Source organism: Thauera aminoaromatica (assembly GCF_000021765.1).
Lineage (GTDB): Bacteria > Pseudomonadota > Gammaproteobacteria > Burkholderiales > Rhodocyclaceae > Thauera > Thauera aminoaromatica.
Genome location: NC_011662.2, coordinates 720,169 through 732,803 on the forward strand (window position 1 = coordinate 720,169; position 12,635 = coordinate 732,803).

11 protein-coding genes are annotated in these 12,635 nt (G+C 71.1%); 8 read left to right on the plus strand and 3 right to left on the minus strand.

Annotated elements, in window-relative coordinates:
• The first annotated feature begins 24 nt into the window (after positions 1–24).
• The 4 genes from TMZ1T_RS03085 to TMZ1T_RS21490 all read left to right on the plus strand — a co-directional run bounded on the left by TMZ1T_RS03085 (position 25) and on the right by TMZ1T_RS21490 (position 3,134).
• A complete protein-coding gene (locus tag TMZ1T_RS03085) occupies positions 25–966 on the plus strand; it encodes a sodium-dependent bicarbonate transport family permease (protein WP_004302362.1) in 942 nt (313 codons plus the stop codon).
• Positions 967–1,332: 366 nt separating this feature from the next.
• Entirely contained in the window at positions 1,333–1,812 is a 480-nt protein-coding gene (locus TMZ1T_RS03090) for a PACE efflux transporter (RefSeq protein WP_144312142.1), read from the plus strand.
• A gap of 1 nt (position 1,813) precedes the next feature.
• Positions 1,814–2,863, plus strand: a complete 1,050-nt coding sequence (gene murB, locus TMZ1T_RS03095; protein WP_012584558.1) for a UDP-N-acetylmuramate dehydrogenase — start codon at positions 1,814–1,816, stop codon at positions 2,861–2,863.
• A 145-nt stretch (positions 2,864–3,008) separates the two neighbouring features.
• Positions 3,009–3,134 carry an FAD-linked oxidase C-terminal domain-containing protein gene (locus TMZ1T_RS21490; protein WP_231570704.1) on the plus strand — a complete coding sequence of 42 codons (126 nt, stop codon included), beginning with the start codon at positions 3,009–3,011 and terminating at the stop codon, positions 3,132–3,134.
• 20 nt (positions 3,135–3,154) lie between these two features.
• Here the strand turns inward: TMZ1T_RS21490 and TMZ1T_RS03100 are convergent, their stop codons facing one another.
• Positions 3,155–3,901 (minus strand): flagellar brake protein, encoded by a 747-nt coding sequence (locus tag TMZ1T_RS03100; RefSeq protein WP_004310527.1) that lies wholly within the window; start codon positions 3,899–3,901, stop codon positions 3,155–3,157.
• Positions 3,902–4,127: 226 nt separating this feature from the next.
• On the opposite strand from TMZ1T_RS03100, the gene TMZ1T_RS03105 reads away from it, so the two are divergent.
• Positions 4,128–5,015 (plus strand): hypothetical protein, encoded by an 888-nt coding sequence (locus tag TMZ1T_RS03105; RefSeq protein WP_012584559.1) that lies wholly within the window; start codon positions 4,128–4,130, stop codon positions 5,013–5,015.
• Between the two features lie 266 nt (positions 5,016–5,281).
• Here the strand turns inward: TMZ1T_RS03105 and TMZ1T_RS03110 are convergent, their stop codons facing one another.
• Together TMZ1T_RS03110 and TMZ1T_RS03115 are read right to left on the minus strand one after the other, a co-directional pair.
• Positions 5,282–6,718: an NAD-dependent succinate-semialdehyde dehydrogenase gene (locus TMZ1T_RS03110; RefSeq protein ID WP_004310529.1), complete on the minus strand. Its 1,437-nt coding sequence runs from the start codon at positions 6,716–6,718 to the stop codon at positions 5,282–5,284.
• Positions 6,719–7,164: 446 nt separating this feature from the next.
• Positions 7,165–8,316 (minus strand): transglutaminase-like domain-containing protein, encoded by a 1,152-nt coding sequence (locus TMZ1T_RS03115; protein WP_004310533.1) that lies wholly within the window; start codon positions 8,314–8,316, stop codon positions 7,165–7,167.
• A gap of 535 nt (positions 8,317–8,851) precedes the next feature.
• On the opposite strand from TMZ1T_RS03115, the gene TMZ1T_RS03120 reads away from it, so the two are divergent.
• From TMZ1T_RS03120 to TMZ1T_RS03130, 3 genes are read left to right on the plus strand one after another with little or no spacing between them, the layout of a single operon-like run.
• Positions 8,852–9,568 carry a class I SAM-dependent methyltransferase gene (locus tag TMZ1T_RS03120; RefSeq protein WP_004310535.1) on the plus strand — a complete coding sequence of 239 codons (717 nt, stop codon included), beginning with the start codon at positions 8,852–8,854 and terminating at the stop codon, positions 9,566–9,568.
• A complete protein-coding gene (locus tag TMZ1T_RS03125; protein WP_012584561.1) occupies positions 9,511–10,293 on the plus strand; it encodes an enoyl-CoA hydratase/isomerase family protein in 783 nt (260 codons plus the stop codon). The genes TMZ1T_RS03120 and TMZ1T_RS03125 overlap by 58 nt, the downstream gene beginning before the upstream one ends.
• Before the next feature lies 1 nt (position 10,294).
• On the plus strand, positions 10,295–12,481 hold the full coding sequence (locus TMZ1T_RS03130; RefSeq protein ID WP_012584562.1) for an acetate--CoA ligase family protein: 2,187 nt from the start codon (positions 10,295–10,297) through the stop codon (positions 12,479–12,481).
• Positions 12,482–12,635: the final 154 nt, after the last annotated feature.

The window sequence follows — 12,635 nt, forward strand, 5'->3', positions numbered from 1 at the left end:
TCCGTTCATCGAGGAAAACAACACATGGTCGATGCCGTTCCCTTCTTCTTCGCCCTCGGCGCGGTGGCCTCGCTCGCCCGCTCCGGCCTGCGCCTGCCCGCCGCCGTCTTCGAGACCCTGTCGATCTACCTGCTGCTGGCGATCGGTCTCAAGGGCGGGGTGGAGATCGCGCGCTCGGAGAGCGCCACGCTGTGGGTCGATGCGTTGCTGGCGATCGGCCTCGGCGCGCTGATCCCGCTGCTGGTCTTCCCGCTCTTCCGCCTGCGCTTCTCGCGCCCGGACGCAGCTTCGCTGTCGGCGCACTACGGCTCGGTCAGCATCGTGACCTTCGCGGTGGGCGCGGCGGTGCTGGCCGGACGCGGCATCGAGGTGGAAGGCCACCTGGCCCTGCTCGCCGCCCTGATGGAGGCGCCGGCGCTGATCGTCGCCACGCTGATCGCGCGCTGGGGGGTGAAGTCAGCCGATGGCAGCTCGACCGCCGGCGCGCTGGTGCACGAGGTCTTCGCCAACAAGAGCGTGGTGCTGCTCGGCGGCGGCATCCTGATCGGCTGGATCGCCGGGCCGCAGGGCCTGGAGCCGCTGTCGCCGCTCTTCGTCGATCTGTTCAAGGGCGCGCTGTGCCTGTTCCTGCTCGAGATGGGGCTGATCGCCGCCGACCGCCTGCCCGACCTGAAGAAGGCGGGGCTGTTCCTCGTCGGCTGCGCGCTCGCCCTGCCGCCGCTGCTGGCGCTGGCCGGCTGGGGCGTGGCGCAGGCGATGGGCCTGGGCGTGGGCGGCACGGTGCTGATGATGACGCTGGCGGGCAGCGCCTCCTACATCGCCGCGCCGACCGCGATGCGGATCGCGGTGCCCGAGGCCAACCCGGCGCTGGGGGTGGCGGCGGCGTTGGCGGTGACCTTCCCGTTCAACCTGCTGCTCGGGATCCCGCTGTACCTGTGGTGGGCGCAGGCGATGGCCGGGGCCTGAGGAGGGCGCCGGGGTGGGGAGGCGGCGGCAAGGCGGCCTCCGTCACGGACACGGACTCCGCTTCGCTGCGGGAGGCCGTACGGCCTTCCGCCTCGGGGTCCGCAGCTTCGAGGTCGCCGGCCGCGGCGGCCATCGCGCGCCGAGGCCGGCGGCGTTCGGGCGGACGCGCCCGCCTCGTCCGGCTTGCCAATCCGCGTGCGACTTGCTAAAAGTCCGCTCGGGTGTCTTCGACACCCGATCCGGTCCGACGCGGGGACGACCCCGCCCGCCCTGCGCGCCTTGCGCTGCGACCGTCGGTTTCCCGCGGGACGACCCGCAGGACGAGGCGTGGGCCCGACCCGCCCGCCGCTGCCCGAGTTCCCTTCCGTGTCCACAAAACCCAAGCTTCGTAGCTTCCCCGACCGCCTGCGCCAGATCGCGATGTTCGAGATCGGCGGCCTGGTCCTGATCACCCCGCCCTTCGCCTGGGCGAGCGGGGTGCCGATCCGCGACTCCATCGGCCTGCTCGCGCTGCTGGCGCTGATGGCGGCGATCTGGAACGGCGCCTACAACACCGCCTTCGACTGGATCGAGGGCCGCCTTACCGGGCGCACCGCCGACCGTCGCCCGTTCCGGCTGCGTGCCGTGCATGCGCTCGGCTTCGAGTCCGGCCTGCTGGTGATGACGCTGCCGGTGATCGTGTGGTGGACCGGCATGGGCTGGGTCGAGGCCCTGATCGCCGACATCGGCCTGGCGATCACCTACACGATCTACGCCTTCCTGTTCAACCTGGGCTACGACCGCCTGTTCCCGATCGCGCCCGCCGGCGGCGAGGCGGACGCGGCCGGACTGGCGGCGGAGCGCTGAGATGGCGACCGGCGACAGCGCGGGTGATGTGGCGGAGGCGGCGGTCGTCCTCGACGCCGACCTCTCCGCGCTCAACACCTTCGGCCTGCGTGCGCACGCGGCCCGCCTGCTGCGCGTGCGTTCAGTCGCGGCGCTTCAGGCGGCGATCGCCGCGCCGGGCTGGAGCGACACGGCGCGCCTGGTGCTCGGTGGCGGCAGCAACCTGGTGCTCGGCGGCGATTTCGCCGGCACGGTGCTGCGGGTGGAGATTCCGGGCCGCCGCCTGTTGCGCGCCGAGGCCGATGCCTGGATCGTCGAGGGCGGCGGCGGCGAGAGCTGGCACGATTTCGTGCGCTGGACGCTGGCGCAGGGCTGGCCCGGGCTCGAGAACCTGTCGCTTATTCCCGGCACGGTCGGTGCCGCGCCGATCCAGAACATCGGCGCCTACGGGGTGGAACTGGTCGAGCGCTTCGAGTCGCTCGACGCGGTCGAGCTCGACACGGGCGAGCTGCGCCGCTTCGATGCCGCGGCGTGCGCCTTCGGCTACCGCGACAGCGTGTTCAAGCGCACTCCCGGAAGGTGGCTGGTCGTCGCGGTGCGCTTCCGCCTGCCACGGCCGTGGCGCGCGCTCACGCGCTATGCCGATGTCGCGCGCGAGCTCGAGGCACGCGCGCTCGCGCAGCCCTCCGCGCTCGAGGTCTCGGATGCGGTGATCGCGATCCGCCGCCGCAAGCTGCCCGACCCGGCGGTGCTCGGCAACGCCGGCAGCTTCTTCAAGAATCCCGTCGTCGACGCCGCGCGCTGCGCACGCTTGCTCGCCGCGCACCCCGCGCTGCCGCACTATCCGCAGGCCGACGGCAGCGAGAAGCTCGCCGCCGGCTGGCTGATCGAGCAGGCCGGCTGGAAGGGGCGCGACCTCGGCCCGGTGGGCTGTTACGAGCGCCAGGCCCTGGTGCTGGTCAACCGCGGCGGTGCCACTGGTGCCGACGTGCGCCGCATCGCGCAGGCGATCATCGCCGACGTCGAGGCGCGCTTCGGCGTGCGCCTGGAGCCCGAGCCGGTCTTCATCTGAACCACGGGCGCCGCAACTCCCGGGCAACGCCGGCGGCAACCGCGTGATCCGCGACGGCATCGCCGAGGTGCTGCGCGAGCAGGCGTCGACGCTGGACCTCGACGTCTAGGTGCCGGTGGGCCGGCTCGGCGAGTGCGTGGCGCGCATGCGCGCCAAGCTGGAGCGCGGCTGGCTGACGTATTCGCGCACCCCGGCGGAGATCGCGCCGATGCGCACGCTCAAGGCGGCACTCGACCCGCGCGGCATCCTCAACCCGGGCAAGATGCTTTAGGGCCGCGGGCCGCCGCGGCCCTAGATGATGCGGCGCGGCTGCTCGATGATGGTCTGATAGACCAGGCTCTTGATCTTCATGCGGTCTTCCGCGCCGAGTTCGTGGAAGTCCACTCCGTAGTGGTACTCGATGCCTTCGGCCTCGGCGTCGGCTGCCTGCTGCACGTTGCGGATCTCGGCCTCGATGTCGAGCTCGGTCTGCAGGCCGTGAAGGTCCACGTCGAAGCGCAGACGGACGATCGCGCCCGGTTCGCCGAGGGAGGCATGGGTTTGGATCAACGCGCCGGTCGCGCTCAGGTTCAGCATCGTGCCCTCGCCCGCCGCGCCGCCGGCCTGGGTGTTCACCTGTACCGGAAACTGCGTGCGCACCCGCGTCGACTTGCGGATCACGCTGCCCTGGATCACGCTCGGAAAGCTCAGGTGCACATAGTCGAGAGGCAACCTGCATGCGCGCAGCACCGAGGCGCGGAAGGCGAAGGCACTCTGGCGCGAGAACACCCGCACGATCACCGGATCGTTCTCGACCAGTTCCACGCGCCGCCCGCCCGCCACTGGCGTGGTCACCAGCAGGCTGATCCCGTCCACATAGCCGACCACACGCACGAATGCGCGCCGCACGCCGGTGCTCGCGGCGCATTCGATCTGCAGGCGGTCGCCGACCGCCAGCCGCATGTCCTCGAAGGTGTAGCCGCGTTGCGCCCCGTCCTCTTCGTGTTCCTCCGCAAGCTCGTCGCGCTGCAAATCCTCGTTGCCCGTGTCTTCGCTCATCGTCCCGCCCGGCCGTTCCGGGATTGCCCCGATGGCCAATTGAAGCTGCTCCGCCCGTCGCCCGCAAGGGCGGATTGCACGCCCGGCCTCGCGAATATCCGCTTTTCCTGATGTGTCGTATCACGATGGGTGGATCCGGTCCCGGTGCGGGGCCTGCTAGTTTGGCGGCCGTGCGCACGACGCTGCGCCGCAGAAGCCAATCAGTGGACAGGAACGGAGACACAAAATGACAACGACCCGCCGCATCGCCCCACTCGCCCTCGCCTGCGCCCTCCTCGCCGCCCCCGCGGCGAGCCAGGCCGCGACCTGGAGCGACACCTTCGTCGGCTACCGTTACGGCAGCGACTTCCGCGAGCCCACCAACACGAAGGACGTCGAGAAGCACGTGCTGCAGTTCACCCACGCCAGTGGCTATTCGGTCGGGCAGAACTTCCTCAACCTGGACATCTTCCAGTCGGACAAGGCCGATCCGGCCAACGGCGGCGGCAGCGGGGCGACCGAGTTCTACCTCACTTACCGCCACCAGGTGCATCTCGGCAAGGCGTTCGACCGCAGCTTCGCCTTCGGCCCGGTCAAGGAGGTCGCGGTCACCGCAGGCTTCGATCTCAACACCAAGAACACCGCGTTCTCGCCGCGCAAGCGCCTCGTGGTGCTGGGGCCCACGCTGAAGTTCGATGTGCCGGGTTTCCTCGACGTCAGCCTGCTCCTGGGCAAGGAGTGGAACCGCTGCGGTCTCGACCCCGTCGCGCCGTCGTCCTTCGATCCCTGCCCGCGGACCGAGGTGAGCTTCGACCCGCAATGGATCGTGAGCGCGGCCTGGGGCATTCCCTTCAGCGCCGGCGCCGTGCCGCTGAAGTTCCAGGGCTTCATCAACATCAACGGCGAGAAGGGCAAGGACTACGCCGGCATCAAGACCCACACCGAGACCCTGATGCGCACCTCGCTGATGGTCGACGTCGGCCAGATGGCCTGGGGCAAGAAGAACACCTTCCTGATGGGCGTCGGCTACGAATACTGGCGCAACAAGTTCGGCAACCACGCTTTCGCGAACGGCGCAGAAAAGCCCGGCATCGACACCGACGCGCCGACCTTCCAGATGGAGTGGCATTTCTGAGCGCATCGATCGCGACTCGCGTCGCTCCTACAAAACCGCCGCGCCTCCCGCGCCGCGCTTCCGGTGCCGCGCGGTGGGAGCGACGCGAGTCGCGATCGATTTCCCGGCCCGCGCGGTGGGAGCGACGCGAGTCGCGATCGACGGTCGGGCAGGGTGCCGCGTGACAGCCACCGCGGCGCGCAAGGCGCCGCACGCAACCCGAATCCGAGGTGGCGGGCTGCCGCGATGCGGCGAGCCCTGCGCCGTCACCGCATCGCGGCAGCGACTTACACGTTCATCACCGTCACCGCGCGCGTGTTCAGGTAGGCGTCGAGCGCCTCCGGCCCGCCCTCGGTGCCGTAGCCCGAATCCTTGATGCCGCCGAAGGGCATCTCCGCGCTCGGCGTCGCGGGTTGGTTCACGTACAGCATGCCGACCTCGAGTTCGTGCGCCAGGCGGTGCGCGTTCTTCAGCGAGCGCGTGAACGCGTAGCCCGCCAGCCCGAAGGACAGGCGGTTCGCCTCCGCGATCGCCTCGTCCAGCGTGGTGAAGCCGCGGATCGCCGCGACCGGCCCGAAGGGTTCCTCATTGAACACCTTCGCGTCCAGCGGCACGCCGGTCAGCACCGTGGGCGCGAAGAAGTTGCCCGCGGCGCCGATGCGCTCTCCGCCCGCCGCCACGGTCGCGCCGCGCGCCAGCGCGTCCTGCACGAAGTCCGCCATCGCCGCCACGCGGCGGGGATTGGCCAGCGGACCCATCTGCGTGCCCTCGGCCAGGCCGTCGCCGACCTTCAGCGTGCTCGCATGCCGGGCCAGCGCGGCGGCGAAGGTCTCGCGCACCGCCTCGTGCACGAGGAAACGCGTGGGCGAGATGCATACCTGGCCGGCGTTGCGGAACTTCGACGCCGCCGACACCTTGATCGCCAGCTCGAGGTCGGCGTCCTCGCACACGATCACCGGCGCATGGCCGCCGAGCTCCATCGTCACCCGCTTCATGTGCTGGCCGGCGAGCGCCGCGAGCTGCTTGCCCACCGGAGTCGAGCCGGTGAAGGTGATCTTGCGGATCGCCGGGTGGGCGATCAGGTAGCTGGAGATCTCCGCCGGGTTGCCATACACCAGCCCGATCACGCCCGCCGGCACGCCGGCATCGACGAAGGCGCGCACCAGCTCGGCCGGCGCCGCGGGCGTCTCCTCGGCGGCCTTGACCAGGATGGAGCAGCCGGTGGCGAGCGCCGCCGCGGCCTTGCGCACGACCTGGTTGATGGGGAAGTTCCACGGCGTGAAGGCGGCGACCGGGCCGACCGGGTCCTTGATCACCATCTGCGTGGCGGCGAGGTTGCGTCCCGGCACGATGCGGCCATACACGCGCAGGCCTTCGTCGGCAAACCACTCGATGATGTCGGCGGCGGCGAGTGTTTCCATTTTCGCCTCGGGCAGCGGCTTGCCTTGTTCCTGGGTGAGCACGCGGGCGATGTCGCCGGCGCGCTCGCGCATCAGCGCTGCGGCGCGGCGCAGGGTCTTGGCGCGCTCGATCGCCGGGGTGCGGCGCCAGGTCTGGAAGCCCTTCACGGCGGCGGCGACGGCGAGGTCGAGGTCGGCGATCGCGGCATGCGCGACGCGGCCGATCTCCTCGCCGGTGGCCGGGTTGTGCACGGCCAGCGTGCGGCCGTCGAGGGCGTCGCACCATTGGCCGTCGATGAGCAGGCGGGTATGGGGGTAGGTCATGGGGGCTTCCTCTCGTGGGAATGTGGGACAGGGCATTCTAGCGGGTGGCGGATGACGGAAGCGCGCATGGGCGCGCCGGGTCGGGCCCCGTCCGGGGCCGCGGTGTCGGGCGCCGCGCGGGGCGTACACTCGCGACCCTTCGCTGGCGCTCAGGGCGGCCCTCGGTGGAGGACGCCGCGGGGGCGGCGACGCAAACGCGTCGCTGCGTGCCTCGGACCTGCGTCGCCTTGTTTCCCCCGAGACGTCCTCCACCTCGGCGCTCCTGATCTTCCCGCGCGGCACCCGATGCCGCGGCCGGGACCGTTTGCGGTGGCTTGCAGGCACGGGGGGCCGCGTGGCCTGCAGCGCTCGCGCAGGTGCGGGGGCTTCGATGCCGCAGGCTGCGGCGCCCGGCCGAGGGCTCGGGATCCCGCGAGGTTTCGCGCTCGCACGCCTGTGTTCCCGCCTCAGGCAATTTCCCGTGCGCTCAGCGTGTAGCTGAAGGCGTCGGGGTCCAGGCTGTCGAAGCGCTGGCCGGCGAGTTCGCCCTGGGGGTACATCAGGAAGGGGATCTCGCTGCCGGTGCTGCCGGGCAGGCGCAGGTCGTGGGCGTCGTTGTAGGCCAGCCAGTTCATCTCCCAGGCGCCGAAGAGCTGCTTGCGCACCGCGGCGACCTTGGGATCGACCATGGAGAGCTTGCCCGGCGGTTCCTCCAGGACGACCTTGCGCACGTCCGCGGGGTCCACCGGCACCCAGCCGAAGCGCTCCAGGAAGACCTCGGCTCGGCAGTGCTGGGCCTTGGAGACGTTGCCGCTCTTGCCCAGGCTCTTGTAGCCGAAGCGCGAGTCGGCGACGCGCAGGCCGTAGACGTCGCGTGCCGGCAGCCCGGCTGCGCGCGCCAGGCCGACGAAGAGGGCGTTGAGGTCGGCGCACTTGCCCGCGAGGTTGCCGGTCTCCAGCATCGTGCGGATGTCGCCGATGCCGCAGCCGCGCACCTTGGGCTCGCGGAAGGTGTTGTCCACGATCCATTCGTAGATGGCGCGCGCCTTGTCCTCGTCGGTCTTCGCGCCGTGGACGATGTCGCGTGCGGTATCGCGCACGATGCCGTCGGTGGGCAGCAGCGCGGTGGCGCGCAGGTAGTGCATGCGTTCGGCGCGCGGCAGTACCTGGGGCGCGGCGCTGGGCTGGCTGAAGTCGATGGCGCGGTCGCGGGTGGCGAAGCGGCTGAGGATCTCGAGCCGGGGCTGGGCGATGCCCGGCGCCCACTCGGCGTAGACCATCTCGGCGCCGGAGCGGTCGCGCACACGTTCCATGAGGTCGGCGTTGCCCTGCCACAGGCTGCCCATCGGGCGCTGCCAGGCGGTCTCGTGCATCGCCGGCAGCGGCACCCACACGCGCAGCGGACCGTCGCCGGGCAGGGGTTCGACGCGGCTCGTCAACTCGAAGCGGCGCCAGCCGGCGTCCGGCGTGGGCGCGAAGGCGGGGGGCTCGGCGAGCGGGGCGGGGGTGGCGAGCGGCGTGGTCGCCGTGGTCGCGGCGGATTGTTGGGCGCGCGCGAGCGCGGGCAGCGCGAGGCCGGCCGCGAGCGTGCCGGCGCGCAGGAAGTTGCGGCGGTTCATGTGTTCTCCCGATGAGCGAAGCCGCCCCGGTGCGGGATGCCGCCGGGGCTTGATGGTTGGCCGTTGCCGGCGGCCGTGTGCGGGGTGTGTCCGCGGCGCGGAAGGCCGATGCGAAGGATCGGCACGCGGGTCCGGCGCGCATTGTCGGCGATTGTGGAGGCCGCGTGAACCGCCGGGGAGATCGCGACTTGCGTCGCTCCTGCAGAGACCGTCGTGTTGCGAGCCTTGTCGTGGGAGCGACGCGAGTCGCGATCCAGCGGTTCCGCGGCTCCGAAAATCGCGACTTGCGTCGCTCCTACGAGAACGGTACTCACCCCGCGGGCCTTGTCGTGGGAGCGACGCGAGTCGCGACCCAGTGGCTCCGATGTGCCGCGCGCGGATCCGCACGAGCGTCAGATGCAGCCCCGTGCTCCGCCTGCCCCCGGGTTCGGGATCTCCGCCATGGGCAGGGCCGGCGGGGCTCGATACAATCGCCCGCATGAATCAGCCGGCTCCCGGGACGGCGACTTGCTGCCCGGTCTGTCTTGGCGCATCCGTGCGCCCCTTTCTGCACGTGGGCGGGCGCGACTACCTGCGCTGCGAAGCCTGCGAGGCGACCTTCCTGCACCCGGCCCAGCGGCCGGCGGCGGATGCGGAGTGCGCCGAATACCGCCTGCACCGCAACGACCCCGAGGATCCCGGCTACCGCCGCTTCCTCGCGCGCCTGGTCGATCCGCTGCGCATCCGCCTCGCGCCCGCGGCGCAGGGGCTGGACTACGGCTGCGGTCCGGGGCCGGCGCTGGCCGCGATGCTGCGCGAGGCCGGCCACCCGATGCGGGTGTGGGACCCCTTCTTCGCCCCTGACCCCGACGCGCTCGCGCGCCGCTACGACTTCGTCACCTGCACCGAGGTGGTCGAGCACTTCCACGCGCCCGCGGCCGAGTTCGCCCGCCTGGACGGTCTGCTGCGCCCCGGGGGCTGGCTCGGCATCACCACCTGCCTGCAGACCGAGGATGCGCGCTTCGCCGCCTGGCACTACCGGCGCGATCCCACCCACGTGGTGTTCTATCGCGCGGCCACCTTCCGGGTGATTGCCGCCCGCTTCGGCTGGCGCTGCGAGCTGCCGGCCAAGGACGTGGTGCTGCTGCACAAGCCCGCGCCGCCGGCGGCCGCCGCGCCGTGCCTTTCTCCCCCCAACCCCGACCGGGAGTCTCCATGCGCTACGAAACCCTCCTCTACGACCTCTCCGACGGCATCGCCGAGATCCGCCTGAACCGCCCGCAGCGCCTCAACGCGGTGACGCAGCGGCTCTACGACGAGTTGAACGACGCGCTCGGCCGCGCCGAGGTTGCGCGCGAGGTGCGCGTGGTGCTGCTCACCGGCGCGGGCCGCGCCTTCTGCGTCGGAGCCGATCTCAAGGAACACAAGGCCGGACGCAGCGCCTTCGACCGCCGCCAATACCTCCAGGGCGAGCAGGACGTGTGCCGCCGCCTGATCGACCTGAAGAAGCCGGTGGTCGCCGCGGTCAACGGCTACGCACTCGGCGCCGGTGCCGAGATCGCGCTCGCGTCCGACTTCCTGCTGATGGCCGAGGGCGCGCAGCTCGGCCTGCCCGAGATCTCGATCGGCAACTTCCTCGGCGGCGGCGTGACCTGGCTGCTGCCACGCCTGGTCGGGCTGGCGAAGGCGCGCGAGCTGGTCTTCCTCGGCGAGCGCATCGGTGGCGAGGAGGCGGTGCGCATCGGGCTGGCGAACCGGGTGTTCGCCGACGCGGGCTTCCTCGACGAGGCGCGCGCCTTCGCGCGCAGGATCGCCGCCAAGGCGCCGTTCTCGATGGAGCTCGCCAAGCGCCAGCTCAATCTTTCGGCCGAGCGCACGCTCGACGCCTGCCTCGTCGCCGAGCTCGAGGGCATGATGTTTGTCGGCACCACGCGCGACTGGCAGGAGGGCGTGGATGCCTTCGCCGAGAAGCGCGCGCCGGTGTTCAGGGGGGAATGACATGAACGAGAACTCGAGCCCTGTGCCCTGCAGTCCGGCGCGCCGCAGCCCGCTGCACGATTTCCTCGCCCCCGCCTCGATCGCGATCGTCGGCGCCTCGGCCGATCCCACCAAGCGCGGCTACAAGGCCATGGTCGGCCTCGTCAAGGGCGACTACCGCGGCCGCGTCTACCCGATCAACCCCAAGGTGCCCGAGATCCTCGGCGTGCCGACCTGCGCCACGCTCGACGACGTGCCCGGGCCGATCGACCTGGCGCTGATCTGCACCCCGGCGAAGACCCTGCCCGGGCTGCTCGAGGCGTGCGGGCGCAAGGGCGTGAAGGGCGCGGTGATCCTCGCCAGCGGCTTTCGCGAGAGCGGGCCGGAGGGCGCCAGGCTCGAGCAGCAGGTGCTGGACGCGGCGCGTGCGGGCGGCGTGCGCATCATCGGCCCGAACACCTCGGGCATGTTCAACCTGCATCACAAGGTGAACCTGCTCGACCTGCGCAACGCCAGGCCCGGCGACATCGGCTTCATCTCGCAGTCGGGCAACATGCTGCTGGCGCTGGTGCTGGAGGCCGAGCACAACGGCCACGTGGGTTTCTCGACCTACGTCGGCCCGGGTAACCAGACCGACGTCGGCTTCAACGACTACCTGCGCTACCTCGGCGAGGACGTGCACACCCGGGTGGCGACGCTGTATGTGGAGGGCTTCCGCGACGGCCAGCGCTTTCTCGAGGTGGCGCGCGAGATCACCCCGGTGAAGCCGGTGGTGGTGTACAAGTCGGGCGCCACCGAGCTCGGCAAGAAGGCGGCGAGCTCGCACACCGGCGCGCTCGCCGGCAGCTACGCGATGACGGTGGACCTGCTGCGCCAGGTGGGGGTGAGCGTGGTGCATCACTCCGACGAGATCCTGCCGGTGGCCGAGGGCCTGGCGCTGATGCAGCAGGCGCGTGGGCGGCGGATTGCGGTGATCGCCGACGGTGGCGGCCAGGCGACGATCACCTCCGACCGCCTGTCGGAGTCCGGCCTGGAACTGGCCGAGCTGTCCGCGGCGACCCGCAAGCGCCTGGCGGCGATCCTGTTCCCGCAGGCCGCGTTGGCGAATCCGGTGGACGTGGCCGGCAGCTCGGACGCCGACCCCGAGGTGCTGGCGCGCTGCGTGGAGATCGTCGCCGACGACGACAACGTGGACGCGGTCTTCCTCGTCGGCATGTTCGGCGGCTACCACATCCGCTTCGCCGAGTCCCTGCTCGGCGGCGAGATGCGCGCGGCCGAGGCCATGATCGAGCTCGCGCGCGCCAGCGCAAAGCCGCTGGTGGTCTACAGCCTCTACGCCCCGGTCAAGCCGCCTGCGCTACGCCGCCTGCACGAGGCCGGGCTGCCGGTGTACGCCTCCATCGAGCAGGCGGTGAAGGTGCTGGAGGCGCTCGCCGAGCGCGGGCTCTACCTGCAGGACCGCCACGGCCAGCCCCTGCAGGCCGGCGCGGCGCCCGACGAGGCGATGCAGGCGATGTTCGCGCGCGCCCAGAACGAGGGCCGCGACCTCTACGAGCACGAGGCCAGGGCGCTGCTGCGCACGCACGGTGTCGCGGTGGCGGAGGAAATCGTCGCCCACACGGCGGACGAGCTCGCGGTGGCGATCGAGCGCTTCGGCGACCAGCCGCTGGCGATGAAGGTGGTGTCGAAGGACATCCTGCACAAGTCCGACGCCGGCGGGGTGAAGCTGAACCTGGTCGGCGAGGCGGCGCTGCGCGAGGCCTGGGCACAGATTCTGGCGGGCTGTCGGGCATACGATGCCGACGCCGACATTCGCGGTGTGCTGCTGACACCGATGGCGAGGAAGGGGGTGGAGGTCATCGTCGGCGTGGTGCGCGACCCGATTTTCGGCCCGGTGCTGATGTTCGGCCTGGGCGGCATCTTCGTCGAGATCCTCGAGGACGTCGCCTTCCGCGCGATTCCCCTGTCCCGGCGCGACGCCGAGACCATGGTCGATCAGCTCGGCGCGCGCAAGGTCCTCGCCGGCGTGCGTGGCGAGGCGGCGGTGGATAAGGTCGCGCTGGTCGAGCTGCTGCTGCGGGTGTCGAGCATCGTCAGTGCCTACCCGCAGCTCTCCGAGCTCGACCTCAACCCGGTGATCGCCTACCCGGACGGCTATGCGGTGGTCGACGCGCGCATCATCACCAACCGCACGGTGGCCAGCAGCTGAGCGGGTCGAGCGGATTCTCGCGCCTTGGATCGGGGTGTGCACGAAGCGGATATCGATCGTGCACAAGCTGGATATTGATCGGTGTGATCGCGCCATAACCTGACGGCCTTGCAAACAAGGAAGCTTGACGCACGTCAAGTTCGTCACTGCTCGC

Excerpts from the sequence above, each read along its gene's own strand:
- TMZ1T_RS03085 (WP_004302362.1), top strand. The coding sequence starts at position 25 with ATGGTCGATGCCGTTCCCTTCTTCTTCGCCCTCGGCGCGGTGGCCTCG.
- murB (WP_012584558.1), top strand. The coding sequence starts at position 1,814 with ATGGCGACCGGCGACAGCGCGGGTGATGTGGCGGAGGCGGCGGTCGTC.
- TMZ1T_RS21490 (WP_231570704.1), top strand. The coding sequence starts at position 3,009 with ATGCGCGCCAAGCTGGAGCGCGGCTGGCTGACGTATTCGCGCACCCCG.
- TMZ1T_RS03100 (WP_004310527.1), bottom strand. The coding sequence starts at position 3,901 with ATGAGCGAAGACACGGGCAACGAGGATTTGCAGCGCGACGAGCTTGCG.
- TMZ1T_RS03105 (WP_012584559.1), top strand. The coding sequence starts at position 4,128 with ATGACAACGACCCGCCGCATCGCCCCACTCGCCCTCGCCTGCGCCCTC.
- TMZ1T_RS03110 (WP_004310529.1), bottom strand. The coding sequence starts at position 6,718 with ATGACCTACCCCCATACCCGCCTGCTCATCGACGGCCAATGGTGCGAC.
- TMZ1T_RS03115 (WP_004310533.1), bottom strand. The coding sequence starts at position 8,316 with ATGAACCGCCGCAACTTCCTGCGCGCCGGCACGCTCGCGGCCGGCCTC.
- TMZ1T_RS03125 (WP_012584561.1), top strand. The coding sequence starts at position 9,511 with ATGCGCTACGAAACCCTCCTCTACGACCTCTCCGACGGCATCGCCGAG.
- TMZ1T_RS03130 (WP_012584562.1), top strand. The coding sequence starts at position 10,295 with ATGAACGAGAACTCGAGCCCTGTGCCCTGCAGTCCGGCGCGCCGCAGC.